Annotated in this window: 10 protein-coding genes; 8 read left to right on the top strand and 2 right to left on the bottom strand. The window is 69.8% G+C overall.

What is annotated here, in order from left to right:
• Positions 1-18 precede the first annotated feature (18 nt).
• From AC3A6B_RS15940 to AC3A6B_RS15905, 8 genes are all read left to right on the top strand, one after another.
• Positions 19-1,266, top strand: coding sequence for a multidrug effflux MFS transporter (locus AC3A6B_RS15940; protein WP_487837652.1), 1,248 nt, complete (start codon positions 19-21; stop codon positions 1,264-1,266).
• Entirely contained in the window at positions 1,256-2,185 is a 930-nt protein-coding gene (gene miaA, locus AC3A6B_RS15935; RefSeq protein ID WP_487837651.1) for a tRNA (adenosine(37)-N6)-dimethylallyltransferase MiaA, read from the top strand. Before AC3A6B_RS15940 ends, miaA begins: the two co-directional genes overlap by 11 nt.
• Positions 2,182-2,829 (top strand): ABC transporter ATP-binding protein, encoded by a 648-nt coding sequence (locus AC3A6B_RS15930; protein ID WP_487837650.1) that lies wholly within the window; start codon positions 2,182-2,184, stop codon positions 2,827-2,829. Before miaA ends, AC3A6B_RS15930 begins: the two co-directional genes overlap by 4 nt.
• An 81-nt stretch (positions 2,830-2,910) precedes the next feature.
• Positions 2,911-3,606 (top strand): GntR family transcriptional regulator, encoded by a 696-nt coding sequence (locus tag AC3A6B_RS15925; RefSeq protein ID WP_487837649.1) that lies wholly within the window; start codon positions 2,911-2,913, stop codon positions 3,604-3,606.
• The gene (locus tag AC3A6B_RS15920) at positions 3,603-4,478 is read left to right on the top strand and encodes a phytanoyl-CoA dioxygenase family protein (protein WP_487837648.1); all 876 of its coding nucleotides are present in this window, start codon (positions 3,603-3,605) and stop codon (positions 4,476-4,478) included. The genes AC3A6B_RS15925 and AC3A6B_RS15920 overlap by 4 nt, the downstream gene beginning before the upstream one ends.
• A gap of 3 nt (positions 4,479-4,481) precedes the next feature.
• A complete protein-coding gene (locus AC3A6B_RS15915) occupies positions 4,482-5,840 on the top strand; it encodes an NAD(P)H-dependent oxidoreductase (RefSeq protein WP_487837647.1) in 1,359 nt (452 codons plus the stop codon).
• Entirely contained in the window at positions 5,840-7,114 is a 1,275-nt protein-coding gene (locus AC3A6B_RS15910) for an amidase (RefSeq protein ID WP_487837646.1), read from the top strand. The genes AC3A6B_RS15915 and AC3A6B_RS15910 overlap by 1 nt, the downstream gene beginning before the upstream one ends.
• A 150-nt stretch (positions 7,115-7,264) precedes the next feature.
• On the top strand, positions 7,265-8,485 hold the full coding sequence (locus tag AC3A6B_RS15905) for an MFS transporter (RefSeq protein WP_487837645.1): 1,221 nt from the start codon (positions 7,265-7,267) through the stop codon (positions 8,483-8,485).
• Here AC3A6B_RS15905 and AC3A6B_RS15900 read toward each other — a convergent pair.
• Positions 8,482-12,720 carry an OmpA family protein gene (locus AC3A6B_RS15900; RefSeq protein WP_487837644.1) on the bottom strand — a complete coding sequence of 1,413 codons (4,239 nt, stop codon included), beginning with the start codon at positions 12,718-12,720 and terminating at the stop codon, positions 8,482-8,484. The genes AC3A6B_RS15905 and AC3A6B_RS15900 overlap by 4 nt on opposite strands.
• Positions 12,717-18,692, bottom strand: coding sequence for an SdrD B-like domain-containing protein (locus tag AC3A6B_RS15895; RefSeq protein WP_487837643.1), 5,976 nt, complete (start codon positions 18,690-18,692; stop codon positions 12,717-12,719). Before AC3A6B_RS15895 ends, AC3A6B_RS15900 begins: the two co-directional genes overlap by 4 nt.
• Positions 18,693-18,901 lie beyond the last annotated feature (209 nt).

Genomic DNA, 18,901 nt, shown 5'->3' with positions numbered 1-18,901 from the left:
TTTGTTACCCTTGGGCGCATGCCGCCCCTTCCCGACGCACCGGCCCTCTCGCAATCCGCGCCGCGTGCCACGGTCATGTCGCCCGCGCTGGTCGTGCTCACGCTGGCCTTGCTGCTGGGCATCCAGCCCGTCACCACCGATCTCTACCTTCCCGCGCTCCCGGCCCTGGCCAGCGGCTTCGGCGCGCGCATGTCGCAGGCGCAGCTCACGCTGAGCGCACTGCTGCTGGCCTTCGGCTGCGCGCAGCTCGTGCTGGGGCCGCTGTCCGATCGCTTCGGCCGTCGGCCCGTGCTGCTGTGGGGCCTGGGCGCCTATGTGGCGGCGAGCCTCGGCGGCGCGCTCGCGTCTTCGATCGAGCTGCTGATCCTCTGGCGCACGCTGCAGGGTGCGGCAATGGGTGCGGCGGTGATGGCCGCGCGCGCCATCGTGCGCGACCTCTACCAGCCGGCCGACGGCGCACGCGTCATGTCGCGCGCGCTCACCGGCCTGGGCGTGATCGCCTGCCTGTGCGCCCCGATGGGCGGCCTGCTGTCGGACCTGTTCGGCTGGCGCGTCGCGCTCATGGCACTGACGGTCTTCGGCGCCATCACGCTCGCGCTGGTCGCGCTGCGCTTCGGCGAAACGCTGGCGCGTCCCAATCCGCATGCGCTGCGCGTCTCCACGCTGTTCTCCACCTGGGCGATGGTGCTGCGCCATCCCACCTTCCTCGCCTTCTCGGCGCTCACCACCTCGGCCTACGGCCTGCTCTTCACCTTTCTCGCCGCCTCGTCCTTCGTCTTCATCCAGGTGCTCGGCCTCACGAAGACGCAGTACGGGCTGGTGATGCTGTGGAGCTCGCTCGCCTACATCGCCGGCACTTTCATCTGCCGGCGCTGGCTGCCGCGCTATGGCGTGCGCGGCAGCGTGGCGCGCGCCTCGCTGCTCTCGCTGGCCGGCGGCAGCGCGATGGGCCTGCTGGCGCTGGCCGGCGTGCATTCGGTCGCCGCCATCGTGGCACCGCTCACGCTGATCATGCTGGCGCACGGCGTGCACCAGCCTTGCGGGCAGACCGGCGCGGTCGGCCCCTTTCCGCAGGCTGCCGGCGCGGCCTCGGCGCTCAACGGCTTTCTGATGATGCTGGCGGCCTTCGGCATCGGCGGCTGGCTCGGCGCGCGCATGGACGGCACCGTGCTGCCGCTCGCGCTCGGCATGTGGTTCTGGAGCGCCTGCCTGGCGCTCGTCGCATGGACGCTGGTGCGCAGGTACGGCCCAACGCATGAACACTAGAGCAGGGTACGTGGCTCTGGCCGGACCGACGGCTTCGGGCAAGACCGCGGCCGCGCTCGCAATCGCGCACGCACGGCAGGTCGAGATCGTCAGCGTCGATTCGGCCCTGGTCTACCGCGGCATGGACATCGGCACCGCCAAGCCCACGCCGGCCGAGCGCGCCGAGGTGCCGCACCACCTGATCGACATCCGCGATCCGCGCGAGCCCTACAGTGCGGCCGCCTTCGTCAACGACGCCACGCGGCTCATCGCCGAGATCCGCGCGCGCGGCCGGCTGCCGCTGCTGGTGGGCGGCACCATGCTCTACTTCAAGGCGCTGGCCGAGGGCATCGATGCCATGCCCGCGGCCGACCCTGCCCTGCGGCGGCAGCTCGAGGCCGAAGCCATTGCGCTGGGCTGGCCCGCGATGCACGCGCGCCTCGCCGAGGTCGATGCGCTGACCGCCGCGCGGCTCGCGCCCAACGACAGCCAGCGCATCCAGCGCGCGCTGGAAGTGTGGCTGACGAGCGGCCGCACCATGGCCAGCTTCCACGCCGAGCAAGGGGCGGGCGGCATGCCGCCGCTGGCGCTCTTCTCGCTCGAGCCCACCGAGCGCGCCTGGCTGCACCAGCGCATTGCCGAACGCTTCGACGCGATGCTCGCGGGCGGCCTCCTCGACGAGGTGCGGGCCCTGCGCGCGCGCGGCGATCTCGCGCCAGAGCTGCCTTCGATGCGCAGCGTCGGCTATCGCCAGGCCTGGGAAGCGCTGGACGGCCTCTTTCCCATGGCGGAGCTGCGCGAACGCGGCATCGCTGCGACGCGCCAACTGGCCAAGCGACAGATCACCTGGCTGCGCAGCATGCCCGAGCGCCGCGTGATCGCGGCGGAAGCGCCCGATGCGGTCGAGCGCATCGTGCACCAGGTGTGCGAGATCGCATGACGCTGCGGATCAGCGAGCTGGCCAAGCGCTACGGCGACGCGACCGTCTTCGAGCAGGTGTCGCTCGAAGTCGCGCCGGGCGAGTTCGTCGCCGTCGTCGGCGAATCGGGCGTCGGCAAGTCGACACTGCTCAACTGCATGGCCGGACTCGACAGCTGGGACGCCGGCAGCGTCATGCACGACGGCATCGACATCGGCGCGCTCGATGCCGAGGCGCGCGCGCTGTGGCGCCGCAAGCAAGTCGGCTTCGTGTTCCAGGCCTTCCATGTGCTTCCGCACCTGGACGTGGCGCAGAACGTCGCGCTGCCGCTGATGCTGCTCGCGCGACCCGACCCGGCGCGCGTGGCCCACATGCTCGATGCGGTCGGGCTGGGCGGTCTCGGCGAGCGCCTGCCCCAGCAGCTGAGCGGCGGCCAGCTGCAGCGCGTGGCCATCGCGCGTGCGCTGGTGCACCGGCCGGCGCTGCTCCTGGCCGACGAACCGACCGGCAATCTCGATCCGAAGACCGCCGGGAAGGTGATGGACGTGCTGCTGGCGCAGACCCGCGAGCATGGCGCCTCGCTGGTGCTGGTGACGCATTCCGAGGCGGCCGCGGCGCGTGCGGACCGCGTGCTGCACCTGAGCGCGAGCGGCATCCGGGCCTGATCCCCGGCCTGGGGAAAGCCCCAGGTGGCGGTTGTCGTCATAGATCGTATTCTGTATACAGAGTTCAGAACGACCCCGCCGATGCCCGCCCACCTCGTCCAGATCGCCGCCGCCCCCGACCTCGTCGACCAGGTCTACCGCGCGCTGCTCGATGCCATCAGCGGCGGCTCGCTGGCGCCCGGCGAGCGCATCACGCAGGAAGACCTGGCCAGGCGCCTGGCGGTCTCGCGCCAGCCGGTGCTGCAGGCGCTGCGCCTCTTGAAGAAAGACGGCTTCGTGCTCGACGCGCCGGGCCGCGGCGTTCTGGTCGCGCCGCTCGATGCCGAATGGACCGCCAAGGTCTACCAGGTGCGCGGCGCGCTCGACGTGCTGGCGGCGCGTCTCGCGGCCGAGCAGCGCTTCCAGATCGATCCCAAGCTGATCGAGCGCGGCCGCCGTGCCGCGCGCGGCCGCAGCGTCGAAGCCATGATCGATGCCGACATGGCTTTTCACCACGCCATCTACGTCGCCTCGGGCAATCCGCTGATCGCGCAGAGCGCCGACCAGCACTGGTGCCACCTGCGCCGTGCCATGGGCGCGGTGCTGCAGTCCGAACCGCAGCGCGAGTCGCTGTGGGACGAGCATGAGGCAATCGCCCGCGCCATCGCGGCCGGCGACGCCGACACCGCCGCGCGCCTGAGCGAAGAGCATGGTGCGCAGGCCAGCCTGACCCTCGGCAAGCGGCTGGCCGAACGCCTTTCCGCCCGCACCCCCACCCACGCAGGAGATACCGCATGAGACTCAGCCCCGAGCAGCACGCGCAGTTCGAGCGCGACGGCTACCTCTTCTTCCCCGGCCACTTCTCTGCCGAAGAGACCAAGGTCCTCACGGACGCCGTGCCCGAGCTCTACAGCCGGCGCGAGGCCTTCAACGTGCGCGAGAAAGGCTCCGACGCCGTGCGCACCAACTTCGCGGCGCACCTGATCAGCGAACCCTTCGCCCGCCTCGCGCGCCATCCGCGCATGGTGGGCCCGGTGAGCGACCTGTTCGAGGAACAGGTCTACATGCACCAGTTCAAGATCAACGGCAAGATGGCCTTCGAGGGCGATGTCTGGCAATGGCACCAGGACTACGGCACCTGGCTCAACGACGACCTGATGCCGACCGAGCGCGCGATGAACGTCGCAATCTTTCTCGACGACGTGAACGAGTTCAACGGGCCGCTGATGTTCATACCCGGCAGCCACGTGAAGGGCGTGGTGGAGGCCAAGCACGACCTCACGACCACCAGCTATCCGCTGTGGACCGTCGACAACGACCTGATCCGCCAACTCGTGGATCGCGCCGGCGGGAAGAACGGAGGCATCGTCTCGCCCAAGGGCCCCGCGGGCTCGATGATCCTCTTCCACAGTTGCCTCGTGCATGCCTCGGGCAGCAACCTCTCGCCCTTCAACCGCGTGGCCGTGTACCTGAGCCTGTGCGCGGTCAGCAACCACATCCGGCGCTTCAAGCGGCCGGAGTACATCGCGCATCGCGACTTCACGCCGATCGAGATGCTGCCGGACGACTGCCTGCTGAAGTCCTACCCGGTCGAGGTGCCGTGGAAGAACGGCCTGCCCGAGAGCGCTTTGCGCACCTCGCTCGAAGAAATCGACACCGTGGCGGCCTGACCCATGAGCCTCCACACCCGACTTCAACAACGCGCGGCCGACGGCAAGCCGGTGCGCATCGGCCTGATCGGCGCCGGCAAGTTCGGCTCCATGTACCTGGCGCAGATTCCGCGCACGCCCGGTGTGCAGCTGGTCGCCATCGCCGACCTCTCGCCTGCCGCTGCGCGCGCCAACCTCGAACGCGTCGGCTGGAAGCCGGATCGCGCCGCCGCCCGTTCGGTGCAGGAAGCGCTGCAAAGCGGCAGCACCTGGATCACCGAGGACTGGCAGGCCGTGACGCGCGAGCCCTCGATCGACATCGTGGTCGAGTGCACCGGCAACCCGGTGGCTGCGGTCGACCACTGCCTCGATGCCTTCGCGCACGGCAAGCACGTGGTCAACGTCACCGTCGAGGCCGATGCCTTCTGCGGCCCGCTGCTGGCGCGTCGCGCGCAGCAGGCGGGCGTGGTGTATTCGCTCGCCTTCGGCGACCAGCCGGCGCTGATCTGCGACCTGGTCGACTGGGCGCGCACCTGCGGCTTTCCGGTGGTGGCGGCCGGGCGCGGCCACAAGTGGCTGCCGCACTTCAGCGAGTCGACTCCCGAGACCGTGTGGGACAACTACGGCCTCACGCCCGAGCAGGCGCGGCGCGGCGGGCTCAACCCGAAGATGTTCAACAGCTTCCTCGACGGCTCCAAGCCCTCGATCGAAAGCGCGGCGGTGGCCAACGCCACCGGGCTCGGCGTGCCTTCCGACGGCCTGCTCTATCCGCCGGCCAGCGTGGAAGACATTCCCTTCGTCACGCGGCCGAAGAGCGAAGGCGGCGTGCTCGAACGCAAGGGCATGGTGGAAGTGGTTTCGTCTCTCGAAGCCGACGGCCGCAAGATCCCCTACGACATCCGCATGGGCGTGTGGGTCACGGTCGAGGCCGAGACCGAGTACATCAAGAACTGCTTCGAGGAATACAACGCGCACACCGATCCGAGCGGGCGCTACTTCACGCTCTACAAGCGCTGGCACCTGATCGGCCTCGAAGTCGGCGTCTCGGTCGCGAGCGTGGCGCTGCGCGGCGAGGCGACCGGCGTCGCGACCTGCTGGAACGCCGACGTGGTGGCCACCGCCAAGCGCGACCTCGCGGCCGGCGAAACGCTGGACGGCGAAGGCGGCTACACCGTGTGGGGCAAGCTGCTGCCGGCGGAGCGTTCGATGCGCATCGGCGGCCTGCCGCTCGGCCTGGCGCACAACATCAAGCTCGTGCGGCCGGTGAGGAAGGGCCAGAGCCTCTGCTGGGCCGACGTGGCGATGGACACCACGACCCACGCCTACAAGATCCGCCACGAGATGGAATCGATGTTCGCGCCGGCGCAAGCCAGGGCCGCCTGATGGGGTTGACCGCGGTCGCCCTGCGCCAGGCCATGGCCGCAGGCACGCTGACCGCCGAAGCCGCAGCCCGTGCCGCGCTCGAGCGCATTGCCGAACGCGAGCCACTGATCCATGCCTGGCAGCATGTCGATGCCGAGGGCGCCATCGCCGCGGCCCGCGCGCAGGACGTGCGCGGCCGGCCCGGCCTGCTGGGCGGCGTGCCGATCGGCGTTAAGGATCTCATCGCCACCGCCGACCTGCCCACGCGCTACGGCTCGCCGATCTACGAGGGCTTCCGCCCCGCGGCCGATGCAGAGTGCGTCGCGCTGGCGCGCGCGGCCGGCGCGCTCGTGATCGGCAAGACCGTGACCACCGAGTTCGCCTACTTCTCGCCCGGCCCCACGGCCAACCCGCACAACCCGGCCCACACGCCGGGCGGCTCGTCCAGCGGCTCGGCCGCCGCGGTGGCCGACGGCATGGTGCCGATCGCCTTCGGCACGCAGACCGCGGGATCGCTGATCCGCCCCGCTTCCTTCTGCGGCGTGTTCGCGCTCAAGCCCGCCTTCGGCATGCTGAGCCTCGAAGGCATCAAGCCCTTCTCGCCCTCGCTCGACACCCTGGGCTGGCTGGCGCGCAGCGCTGATGACCTGGAACTGATGCGCTGTGCGATGAACGGCACGGCCTTCGCGCCGCTGGCAGCGGCCGAACCACGCGCCCTGCGCATCGGCGTCTGCCGCACCCACGAATGGCCGGCCATCGATGCCGGCGGCGCAGCGTCCTTCGAGCAGGCGCTGAAACTGGCCGGTGCGGCCGGCGTCGCGCTGCGCGACATCGCCCTGCCCGCCGCATGGGCCAGCCTGGTGGAGGCGCAGAAAACCGTGATGGCCTACGAAGCCGCGCGCCAGCTCGACACCGAATGGCGCCAGCACCCCGAACAACTCAGCGCGGCGCTCAGCGCCTTGCTGCAAACCGGCCGCGACTGCAGCGACGAAGCCTATGCGCAGGCGCAAGCGCAAGCCGCCATCGCCCGCCGCCTGCTGCCCGAGCTGATGCGCGATGTCGATGCACTGCTGGTGCCCGCAGCACCCGGCGAGGCGCCGGCGGGCCTGGCCGCCACCGGCGACCCGGTGTTCAACCGCATCTGGACCCTGCTCGGCCCACCCTGCGTCGGCGTGCCCGGCCTGCGGGGGCCGCAAGGCTTGCCGATCGGCATGCAGCTGGTCGGCCATGCGCAGCGCGAGCGCGAGCTGCTGGCCGTGGCCGACCGCCTGCACCGCGTGTGGGCCGCGGCCTGAAGCGCTTCAGGTAGACGCAGCGAGTCGCTGGCCTGGCGCGACTCGATCAGCACCTCGCCCTGGTTTCGCGCAACCAGTATGGCTGAGACCGGCATTCACAGGTCCGCATACGGCCAGCGTCCAGGCGGCCTCCGGCCGAAGATGGTGCGCATGAATCCGAAACTCCCCCGCCCCTTCGTCAAGCTGGCCTGGTCCAACCTGGCGGCCCAGTCGGCCGAGCAGCTGAGCCTGGCCACCGTGCCGCTGGTGGCGGTGCTCGCGCTCGGCGCCGGCCCCGGCGAGATCGGCATGCTGGCCACGGTGCAGACCCTGCCCTTCCTGCTGCTGTCGATCCCGCTGGGCCTGATTGCCGACAGGAGCTCGCGGCAGCGCCTGATGCTGTGGGCGGAAGCGCTGCGCGCGCTGGCCCTGCTGGGCCTGCTCGCGGTAGTGGCGACGGCGCGCCCGTCGATCGAATGGCTGGCAGTGCTGGGCTTCATCGGCGCCGTCGGCACCGTGGGCTTCAACGTCGCGGCGCCGGCGCTGGTGCCCGCGCTCGTTCCCCGCGAAGCGCTGGCCCGCGCCAACGGGCGGCTCGAACTCGCGCGCAGCGCCGCCTTCGCCGCCGGGCCGGCGCTGGCCGGCGCGCTGGTCGCGTGGCTCGGCGCGCCGGTCGCCTTCGTGCTGGCCGCGATGTTGTCGATATCGGCCGTCGTGCTGCTGCTGCGAATTGCCGAGCCGCAGCGCGCACGCGCGACTCCACGCCATCCCCTGCTCGAGCTGCAGGATGGGGCGCGCCTGGTCTGGCAGCACGCGCTGCTGCGGCCGATCCTGCTGACGGCCGCGGCATGGAACACCTCGTGGTTCGTGCTGCAGGCTGCCTACGTGCCCTACGCGGTTCGCACGCTGGGACTGGGCGCCGGCGCGGTCGGCCTGAGCCTGGGCATCTGCGGCGCCGGCATGGTGGCCGGCGCGCTGCTGGCTTCGCGCATGGTCGCCCCGATGCCGCTGGGCCGGGCGATCCAGTTCGGGCCCGTGTCCTCGGTGCTGGCAGCGCTCTTGATGACGGCCACGCTGGCGGTGCCCAGCGGCGCGCTCGCGGCGATCTCGCTGTTCCTGTTCGGCGTGGGTCCGATCGTCTGGGTCATCACCTCCACCACGCTACGGCAGACCGTCACGCCCAACGCGATGCTGGGCCGCGTCTCGGCCGTGTTCCTCACGGTCAATGCCGGCGCACGTCCGGTCGGCGCGGCCCTGGGCGGCATCGTCGGCGCGGCATGGGGCGAGCCGGCCTGCCTGCTGCTGGCCCTCGCGGGCTTTCTGCTGCAGGCCTGGCTGATCCTGGGCTCGCCGGTCCGCTCGCTGCAGCGGCTGCCGGCGCAGGTGGCCTAGAACTTCCCGAGCACGTTGACGAAGAAGCCGCGGCTGCGGTAGCTGAGATCCGTCAGGTTGTCGGAGAAGTCGGTGAAGTTGTAGCCCACGCCCACCTTGAAGTTCTCGTTCACGTGGTAGTAGCCGGCGGTCAACCAGCCGGTGCGGCGGTCGCCGAGTTCCTTGGCGCGCAGCGAGCGCAACTCCGCCATCCAGCTCCAGTTGCGCACCACCTTCCAGTCGATGCGCACGATGGCGAGCTCGGCCGAGCTCTTGAACCACTGCGCCGAATCGTCGCGGCTGGGCCGCAGCTCGCCGCGGCGCCATGCGTACTTGCCGCCCAGGGTCCAGCGCGCGTCGAGGTCGTAGGTGGCGTCGATCGCGAACACGCTGCTCTTCTGCTGGTAGTCCACGCCGAGCGTCGACGCCGGCCGCGTCGTCGTGTCGGTGAAGGACACCTGGCCCGGCGACGACAGGTCGTACAGGTAGGTGTACTTCAAGAGCACGTTGAGGCGGTCGTTCAGCACCGGGCGGAAGGCGTAGCCGACCACGGCCTCGGTGTACTTGGCCGCGGCGAGCGCGCCGGCGTCGCTGTTGCTGTCGGCCCAGTTGAGCTTGCCGACCCAGCGCGCATCGTCGCTGGTCTTGTAGCTGATCGCGTTGCGCAGCAGCCAGCTCTTGCGCTCTTCCAGCTGCGTGCGGTCGCGCCGGTACTCGGCGCCTCCGCTGTACTTGATGTCGGCCGATGCGTAGCCGGCGGTGAAGGCCACCGCCTCGCGCTGCACCTCGCCGATGGTTTCCGAGCCGACCGTGCCGTTCTCGAAGTTCGCGCCCAGCGTCCAGCGGCTGTCGGGCGCGTACTGCACGCCGTAGGCATGCGTGAGGCCCGGCTGCACGCCGGTGGACTGGCGATGCTCGGTGAACATGCTCACGTTGTCGGAGAGCCGCGACTTCACGCCGGTCACCAGGTTGCCGCCGCGGCCGAGCACGTTCTCGTCGCTGCGGCCGGTGTCGCGCACATAGGTCATGTAGACGCTGGAACGGTCGTTGTACTGGTAGTCGACGCCGGCCTTGCCGGCACCGCCGCCGTCGCCGCCGGAGAGCTCGCCCAGCACCGAGAGCTTGTCGGTGAAGCGATAGCGGCCGCCGAAGCCGAGGCGGTCGTTCTCCAGCCGCGTGCCGGTGCGGTGCAGGCTCTTCTGCGCGAACCCGTAGGCGCTCCATTTGTCGAGGCTGTCGTAGTCGAGCTGCACGGCGGCGTCGGTGCGCTCGCCTTCGACGCGCATCGAGCTCGGCACCAGCGGGCTGGTGAAGACGGAGTCCATGCCCTTGTCGTCGTAGCGCACGCTGGTGCCCAGCTTCCACTGCGGAGTTAGCTTGTAGCCGAACTGCGCTTCGGCCACCTCGGTGTTAAAGCCGTTGGTCTCGTTCTTGTGGTCGGCCTTCAGGCGCAGGTCAGCGCGGTCGCTCAGCGCCAGCGCGGTCGACACGCCGGCCTGCATCGAGGCGTTGGCCGTGAGCTGGCCCGGCGCCGAGAAGCCGGCGTCGCGCTTCTGCACGTAGCCCGTGACGCGGCCCGGGGTTTCGAGGCCGGCGTCCTTGAGATCGCCCTGCGCTTCGATGCGGTAGGCATTGGCGTCGATGTCCTGCCCGGGTGCGAGCACGCCGCCGTTGAAGCTGTAGCCGCCGTCGAGAGACGAGAGCTGGCCGATGCCCGTGCCCTCGGTGCGTGCGACCTCGGCCTTGAGGAAGGTGGTCTCGCTCCGGCGCAGCACCAGGTCGGCGCCGCCCAGGCTCTGATCCATGCCGATCTGCTTCTGCCGGCTCGCGGTCACGCCCAGGCGCAGGTTGTCGTTGGCCCACCATGACAGGCGGGCGCCGGTCGCGAGCGTGTCGAGCGAGCTGGCCAGCGGCGTGTACTCGTAGGTGACGACCAGGTAGGCATAGTGGCCGGTGAGGCCACCGGCGCGCACGAGGGAAGAGTCGGCCGCGATGCTCGACAGCGGCGAGCTCAGCAGCACCCGGCCCTGCAGGTAGTCGAGCTCGTAGTCGCTGGTCGGCACCAGCTGCTGGCGCGAGAGCACGAGGCCCGAGTCGCGGTCGCGGATCTCGACGAACACCTGCTCGGCGCCGCGCGTGATGTCCTGGTTGCGCAGGTAGTAGAGCGAGCCACCGGTGCCGCGGAACTCCTCGCGCGCCGACAGCGTGCCCGGCTCGGCCGCGAACAGGTCGGCGCGCAGGCGCGCTTCGCCGAAGGCCGTCGATCCCTCGCTCAGGTGGCGCCCGTGAAAGCCGTAGAGGCCGCGGTTGATCTGCGTGAGCTCAGTCTCGCCGAAGTTGAGCTTGAAGTTGCCCCACATCGCATGCGAACGGCCGTCGTCCACGCGCAGGTAGAAGCGGCCCTGCGTAGGTGCGTCCTCGATGCTGGTGGAGTCGTCGCCGAAGGTGGCCCACGAATCCACCGGGTCGAAGCGGCGGAACAGCGAGCTCGGGTCCTTGCGGTCGAAGTTGCGGAACAGGTCGCCGAGTTCGCGTTCCTCGGTGTCGACGCTGGCGGTGAGCTGCCAGCGCTCGCTGATGCTGCCCTTGCCGTAGAAGGCGAGGCGGCCCTCGGTCCAGGTGTCGTTGTTGTAGCGGTTCTTGTCGTTGGCGAGCAGTCCAGCCGGGCCGCTGGTGCGGTCGCGTCCGACGGTGAGGTCGGCCTGGCCGACCAGGAACCAGTCCCTTGCCGGCAGGTCGAAATCGCGCCGGAACACGCGCGGCTGGCCGCTTGCATCGTTGATCGCGATCTCGCCGGTCTGCATGCGCCTCGGCACGAGCTGCTGGAACACGAAGCGGCCGTTGTCGTCCACCGGCACGGCGAAGCCGAGGGCCCGCACCGATTCGCCGGCACGGATCGCGCGGCCGCTGGCCGTCACGGTGCCGGCGGAGAGCGGGATGTTGGTGACGGCGAGGTTGCTTTCGCCGTAGGCCTTGGCGAGCTGCTTCTTCTCGTCGTCGTCGCCCGCCACCGGCAGGCGGCGCGGCGCGAGCGTGAGCGAGAAGTCCTGCGTCTCGTCGAACTGCCCGTCCTTGCCATAGACGCGCACGCGCCAGTAGATCTTGGGGTCGCTCGCGTTGTTGGCGATGCGCTCGATCAGTTCCTGCGGCACCGCCCATTCGCCGCGCAGGTCGGCATCGAGCGGCACGGTCGCCAGCGGCGTGGCCTGGCGCACATCGTTGGCGGTGAACAGCCGCAGCTCGGCCTTGGCGAGGAACAGCAGGTAATTGCTGTAGCCCGCGAAGCGGATGCGCTCGCCCGGCACCGCGGTCGTGGGCCAGGCGGCCCCGCTGAGCCGGCGCGGCTGCGAGAGGTTGTCGTACTGCAGGCGCAGGCCGTTGCGTTCCAGACCAACGTCGACGCAGCGCTGGCGGTCGGCGCTCGAAGCGGGTTGCACCTCGCCCTCGGCGTTGCCGTCGATGCTGATGCGCAGCGGCCCGGTAGCCTCGGGCAGCGGCGTGAGCATGCTGCATTGGGTGGGATCGGTGCGCGTCACGACTTCGCTGCGGCGCGGCGCTGCGGCCTCCTGCCAGAACACCTGCACCTCGACCCGGCGGTTGGCGGCCCAGTTGGCCGGATCCTGCGCCGGCGTCGCGAGCGGCTGCGCGAAGCCGCGCGAGCTGGCGGCGAAGGCGCTCTCGGGCAGGCCGAGGCGCTGGGTCAAGTAGCGGCCCGTAGCCTGCGCACGCGCGAGGCCCAGCGCTTCGTTGTCGGGGAAGCGGCTGCGCAGCGCGGGGCTGATCGGCTGCGTGTCGGTGTGGCCCACGATCTCGAAGCGCAGGCCTTGCTTGCCCTGCACCTTGGCCGCGAGTTCATCGAGGCTTTTGCGGTCCTGCGCGCTCAGCAGATCGGCGCCGGAGACGAAGGTCGGCGTGCTCGTGGCCGAGGTCAGGCCGACGCTCGCGGGCATCGCTTCGACTCGCTCGGTGCGCGTCTCGCGCAGCGCGCGCTCGTCGCCGAGCACGTAGCTGATCTTCGGCAGCTCGCGTTCCGAGGTCTGCGGAATCGCATCTGCGCCGTTAATCTCGATGGCGCGCGGATCGGCTCGGCATGCATCGCTCATGCGGCCACGCGCATCGACCGTGCATTGGCGATCGCGATCGTTCGGCGTGCTTTGCGCTGCCGCGATGGCGGCGGCGAGGCAGAGCGTACCGGCAGCGCTCGAGATGGCGGTGCGGCGAAGCACCTTGCGTGCGGAAACTTGAATCGGCTTCATGGCTTGACGGAAGCCGCTGCCAGCTCCACCTCGATGTCCAGGTTGAACAGGGCCTTGTCGGACGCGCGTCCGTAGGCTTTCCATCGTCGAAGGACCTCCTCCTTCACCGCGGCGATGCGCCGCTTCGTAAGGTCGGGGTCTTCGTCGGCGGCCGGCCGATAGGCCAGCCGCAGCACCGAGGGCTTCTCGGCCAATGCGGTGACGACGCGGTCGAGCTGCGTCGCGAACTCGGGCTTCAGTTGCACGCCCTCGAAAGCAGCCGCGTGCAGATCCAGACGAACCACGCGATGCACCGTGGCGCCGAAGTTGATCTTGACCAGCTTGCCGCGCGTCATGCGCTCGGCGGCCGGGTTCTCGGAAGTCACGCGATAGCCCGAGGGCAGCGTGCGCTCGTCGAGCTTGAGCACGAAGTTGCTGCCCGTGCCCTCCTTCGGGATCGCCGCGCAGTCGATGTGGTAGCGGCCCTCGGCGTCGGTCGTGACCAGCAGGCCGTTGACGGTCGCGACCCGTACGCCGGCCAGGCCGGGCTCGCCCTCGTCCTGGTAGCCGTTGGCGTTCTTGTCGTCGTAGACCTTGCCGATCACATCGGTGCAGTCGAACAGCGCATCGGGCACCACGCGGATCGCGGCGGTGGCGACGTTCGAGATCACCGGCCCGTTCGGTCCCTGGCGCGCGAGCACCTGGTTGACGTACTCGCCCTCACCGACGCCCACGCCGACGCCGAGCACCATCGTGAGCTTCTTGGTCTCGTTGGCGGCGAAGTTCTGGCCGGGAATCGTGAACTGGCGTCCGACCAGGCTGATCGGCGCCGGCAGCGCCGGGCCGCTCGGCAGGGTCTGGATCTTCAGCGAGCCTTCGACATACTTGAAGCCCGGCGGCAGCGTGTCGACCAGCGCCACGTTGCGCGCGATCACCGGGCGCGTGTTGCGTGCCGTGATCGTGTAGGGCACGAGCTCGGCCTTCTTCGCGTAGAGCTTGGAGCTGGTCTTGCGCAGCTCGATCTGCTGGCCGCTGCCCTCGCGGTCGAGCGGAATGTGGTTGTTGACCAGCCGCTGCCCGCCGCCGCCCGGCATCGAGAAGCGCATGAAGTAGACCGTGGTGGACCCGGCCGGCACCGGCTGCGACGGCGGCGTGACCACGCAGGGATCGGTTCCGTTCGAATCGATGCGGCCTGCCGGCGATGCGCAGCTCTGCAGGTTCAGCGGACCGTTGGTCGGCGGATAGGTGCCGGACAGCTCGTAGCCACCGGGCGGCACGACCTCGAGGCCGTAGTCGCCCGCGGGTGCGCCGGGCAGCAGGAAGAAGAAATAGGTGCCGTCGGCCTCGGTCGTCACCGAGCCGGCGCCGCCGAGCAGGTGCACCGCGGGGTCGAAGCCCGGCGGGCCGGTGAGCGTGACGCGCGCGCCCGGCACGGGCTGCGCGCTCACGCTGTCGTACACCACGCCGCTGGGGTCGAGCGGCAAGTCCTGGTTGATCACCGACGCGCCTGCGCTCAGGGTGACCGGAATGAAGGCGAGCGAGTCTGAGTTCTTCAAGGTGGGGTTGGGACCACCCGACGCGTTCTGCACCGGATCGGTCGGCCACACGCCGCCGATCACCTGGCCGCTCGGCGAACGGAAGCGCACCTGGTAGTTGCCCGGCATCAGCTCATCGAAGCGATAGCCGCCGTCGCTGCCGGTGGTCTTGGTGTCGATCACGCTCAGCGCGGACTGCGCGCAGCTCGCGGCGCCGTTCGGGCAGCCCAGCAGCTCGACCGTCCAGCCGGCGAGCACCGGCTCGTCCGGCGTACGGCTGCGATCGTGGTTGCCGTCGCGCCATACCGTGCCCGACAGCGAGGCCGGCTTGTTGGTCTTCTCGTAGAAGTCGTAGCCGGTGACGTTCGGGTTCGCGGCCGTCAGGCGCACGTTGATCCGGTTCGGCGCAGGCACGGTGCCGCCGGCGGTGCCGGGGCGCTCGCCGACCGTGTCGTAGTCCGCCGGCTGCGTCTCGGTGACGGTGTAGCCGGTCGCGTCGGACAGGGGCAGGTCGGCGAAGCTGTAGCGGCCGTCGGGGCCGGTGGTGGTGGTGCGGCTGACGGGCTGGCCGTTGGCATCGTTGCCCGTGAGCGTGATCGTGACGCCGGCGATCGGCAGGTCGTTCTGCTCCTTCACGCCGTTGCGGTTGACGTCGTTGAACACCAGGCCCGCGAGCGACCCGCCGATCTCGCCGAAGTTGTAGCCGACGCCCGTCGCTGCCACGCCGCCCGGATAGACGATGTTGGTGATGCGGTCGGGTCCGACGGTGCCGTTCGTCACGCCGTCGACGCGGCCGACCGTTTCCTGCGCGTCGGCGTAGGTCGCAGGCTGCGTCTCGGTGATGGTGTAGCCGGCGGCATTCGACGGCGGCAGGCCCAGGAACTGGTAGCTGCCGTCCGCAGCGGTGACGGTGGTCACGCTGACCGGCGTGCCCGAGGCGTTGGTGCCGGTGAGCGTGAGCGTGACGCCGGCGATGGGCGGTTCGCCGGCCGTCAGCACGCCGTCCTTGTTGCTGTCGACATAGACCTGGCCGCTCAGGCCGGGCGAAGTCTGCAGCGTGACGCTGCCGCTTCCGAAGTTGTTGCCGCCGGCCGGGTTGGTGCCGCCGTTGGTGTCGATCGAGCCGGTGGTGACGATGCTCGCGGTGTTGGTCCAGTTCGTCGCGGTCGCGGCGGCGATCTGCACCGGAATCCGCACCGTCGCCGTGCCGTTGACCGGCATGCTGGCGATGGCGCAGCTGACAGCCGAGCCGCCGACCGCGCCGCTGCAGATCGGTGCGGCGGGCGTGAAGCTTCCTGCCGTGACGGTGAACACCGGCGCGCCGGCGATCAGCATGTTGGTCGGCAGCGTGTCGCTGAAGGTCGTGGTCTCGGCTGCGTGCGGGCCGTTGTTGCGCACGTCCACCAGCCAGTCGAAGACCTGGCCGATGGCCACGTTCGTCACCGGCGTGGTGCCGCCGGACTGGACGGCGCGCTTGCCGACCACCTGCACGTCGCCGCGCAGGCGGAACAGGGTGGGCTCGGCCGCCGTGTTGTTGCCTTGCGGATCGAAGGTGCCGTTGTTGAAGCCGCTGTTCGCGAAGGCGACGGTCGCGTTGTTCGTGTAAGTGCCCTTGGCCACGCCGCGCAGGCGCACGCGCACCGAGACGCTGGCAGGCTCGCCGGTCGCGTTCGCGCCCGTGCCGCCCAGGAGCGCGACGGTGCAGCTGATGCTGCCGCCGGCGACGCCGACGGTCACGCCCGAGGTGTTGCAGCTCACGCCCGGGGGCAACGGACCGACCACTTCCACGAAGGTGGGCGAGCCGGGCACACTGGACAGCGTGTCGGTCAGCACCACGTTCTCGGCAGCCGACGCGCCGTTGTTGGTGACCGTCAGCATGTAGGTCACGATGTCGTCCACGTTCACCGGGTCGATGTCGTCGGTGTTGTTGACCAGCAGGTCGTAGGCCGGGCCGGTGATCGCGGTCGGTTCGGTGGCCGTGTTGTTGGCGGCGCCGCCGGCGATCTCGGGCGTCGCGGTGGTGATGACGACCGTGTTGCTGATCGAACCGGATCCGCCACCCGCGACGCTCAGGGAAACGAGCGGACGCACCTCCACCGTGACGGTCTGCTGGCTTCCGCGATTGATCTGCGCCCAGGTGCAGGACAGCGTGTTGTTGCCCGGCCCGGTCACGGAGCCGACAGCCGGGATCGAGCAGCTGGCGCCGCCACTGGCGCTCGCCGACAGGAAGACCAAGCCGGCCGGCAGCGTGTCGTTGACAGTGACATTGAACGCGTTGCTCGCGCTGGTGGCGGACGGATTCCTCGCAGTGATGACATAGGTCAGCTTCTGGCCCGCGGGAACCGGGTCCGGGGTATCGGTCTTGGTGACCGCGACGTCGGTGCGTGCGAGGAAGAAGGCCGTCGCGTTCGAGGTGTTGTTGGCCAACCCGGTGTCGGCGACGGTCTGGCTCAGTGCGAACGCCGTGTTGGTGCGCTGGAAGTCGTCGCTACCCGAAGTGCCGTTGCCAAAATGGCGAACCGCCACCTGCACGCGCGGGCAGTTGCTGCCGGCCGTGCAGACTGGCAGCGACGTGACGGTGCAGCCGGACAGCGAAACGTTGGAGGCGGAAGCCACCAAAGTGCAGCCGGGTGCGAAGGTGCCGATGCCGGCGATGGGCGTCACGCTGTAGTCGCCTGGCACGGCGTTGAAGACGTTGTTGAACACGTCGGTCACGTCCACGCCCGTGGCGACATCCGGTCCCGCGTTGACGATCTCGATCTCCCAGGTGATCGACTCGCCGGCCAGTTGGCGATTGCCTGCGCTGTCGCCGATGCCGACGACGCGCTTCAGGGTGGCGATGTCGGCCTGCTGCGCAGGCGGCTGCGGCGTGATGCCGACGCCCACGCAGTTGTTGGGCGCGTTGTTGTCGATCGGCCCGTTGGCGCTGCTGACGCACATGTTGTTGGTCAGCGTGGCGCCCGTGGTCGTTGCCTGCGCGTTCACCGTGATCACGGGCGTGGTCGCGTTGACCGCGAGCGCGACGTTGGTGCTGGTGCAGGTGATGGTCGCGGGCCCTGCGAGCGGCAGCGCGCCGCTCGGCACACAGGAGAATCCGGCGGGCGCAGAGATGCTGTTGACCTGCAGCCCGGCAGGCAGGTTGTCCGTCAGCGTGAGGGTGCCGGTGGCGGGGAAGGCGGTCGGCCCGAGGTTGGTGGTCGAGAGCCGGTAGTCGAAGACTTGGTTGACCGGAATCGCGGCCTGCGGCCAGCTCTTGCTCTTGTTGGCGCGCAGGTCGGAGATCGGATCGGTCACCGTGGTGGCCACCGTGCCGTTGGCCGATGTCACGCCGGGCGCCGACACGGTCGCGGTGTTGTTGACGCCGACGACCGGCGTCAGCGCACGCACTGGCACCGTCACGATGCCGAGCGTCTGGTTGTAGCCCGCCGCGCCGCTGCCGCTGCGCGTGCACGACAGCGTGGCGCCTGCCGTGGGGCAGCTGCTCGACGCGGTACAGGTCCAGGCACCCGACGTGAAGTTCGTCGGCCCCACCACGCAAAAGTTGGCGGGGATCGGATCGGTCAGCTCAACGCCTGCGGGATAGTCGCCGCTGTAGCGCGCGTCGAGCAGGAAGTTGAAATCGCTGCCGGTCACCACGGGGTCGGGCACTGACTTGGTCTTGTCGACCGAGATTGCACTGCCCGGCGTCACCGAGGTGTTGAACGTGGCCGAGTTGTTGGTCGAGACCCCATCGCCCACGCCGCCGCCGGCCGTGACCGCTGCCGCATGGGTCAGCGTGGAGCCGTTGCCGGCGGAGACGACACCGCTGACTGAAAAGATTCGGTTCGCATTCAGCGCCAGTGCGCCGACCGTGCAGGTCAGCGTCGAGCCGCCCACCGAACAGCCGGCCGGCGGCGTCGGGATGGTGAAGCCCGGCGGAATCGAGTAGCTCAGCGTCGAGCTCGGCGATGCATCCGGGCCCAGGTTGTCGACGCGAATCTGGAACACCTGCGTGCTGCCTGCAGGCGCGGTCGCGGGACCGCTGATAGTGGCGCTGAGGTCGGCCCCGGCATTGACCGTGGTCGACTGGCTCTGGGAGCCGCCCGGAACCGTGGCCGTGACCTGCAACGAGCCCGCGGCCGCGGTCGTCGAACGGACCAGAAACGAAATCAGCGCCGTCTGGTTGGCAGCGAGGTTGACGCCGGTACAGCTCAAGGTGCCCGGCCCGGCTTGGTTGGCAGCCATGCCCGCGCACGACACGCCCGGCGGCCAGGTGCCCGGACCGGCGTACACGCCGTTGGCTGGAACATCGAAGCTGAAGGCACCGCCGGTGACCGGCAGGCCGTTCGTTTCGCTGATCCCCACCGTGTAGGTCACGGTGCCCCCCGCCGAAACCGGATCGGGCGTGTCGGTGACCGACGAGATCGTCAGCTGCGCCTGCGCCGCCCCCGCCATCGCGAAGAGGAACGAAACAGCCATGCGGCGGCTGAACCGACCGATCGGCCCTTTGAAAATTCGGAGCATTCCCAACCCTCTTGAAAACCCGCGCCGTGCTTGGTGTGACGGCGAAACGGGCGCGATGTTATTTGTTGTTCTTTTGTGTTTCTATATGTATGTACACGGCACACAACGTTTCAGCCGAACTACTTCGCGATTCGCAAATACTGCACATGCCGCTGTCGAAATGC

This window comes from Variovorax sp. Soil_C_33 (assembly GCF_057656935.1).
This window is presented reverse-complemented; position numbering and strand designations above follow the sequence as displayed.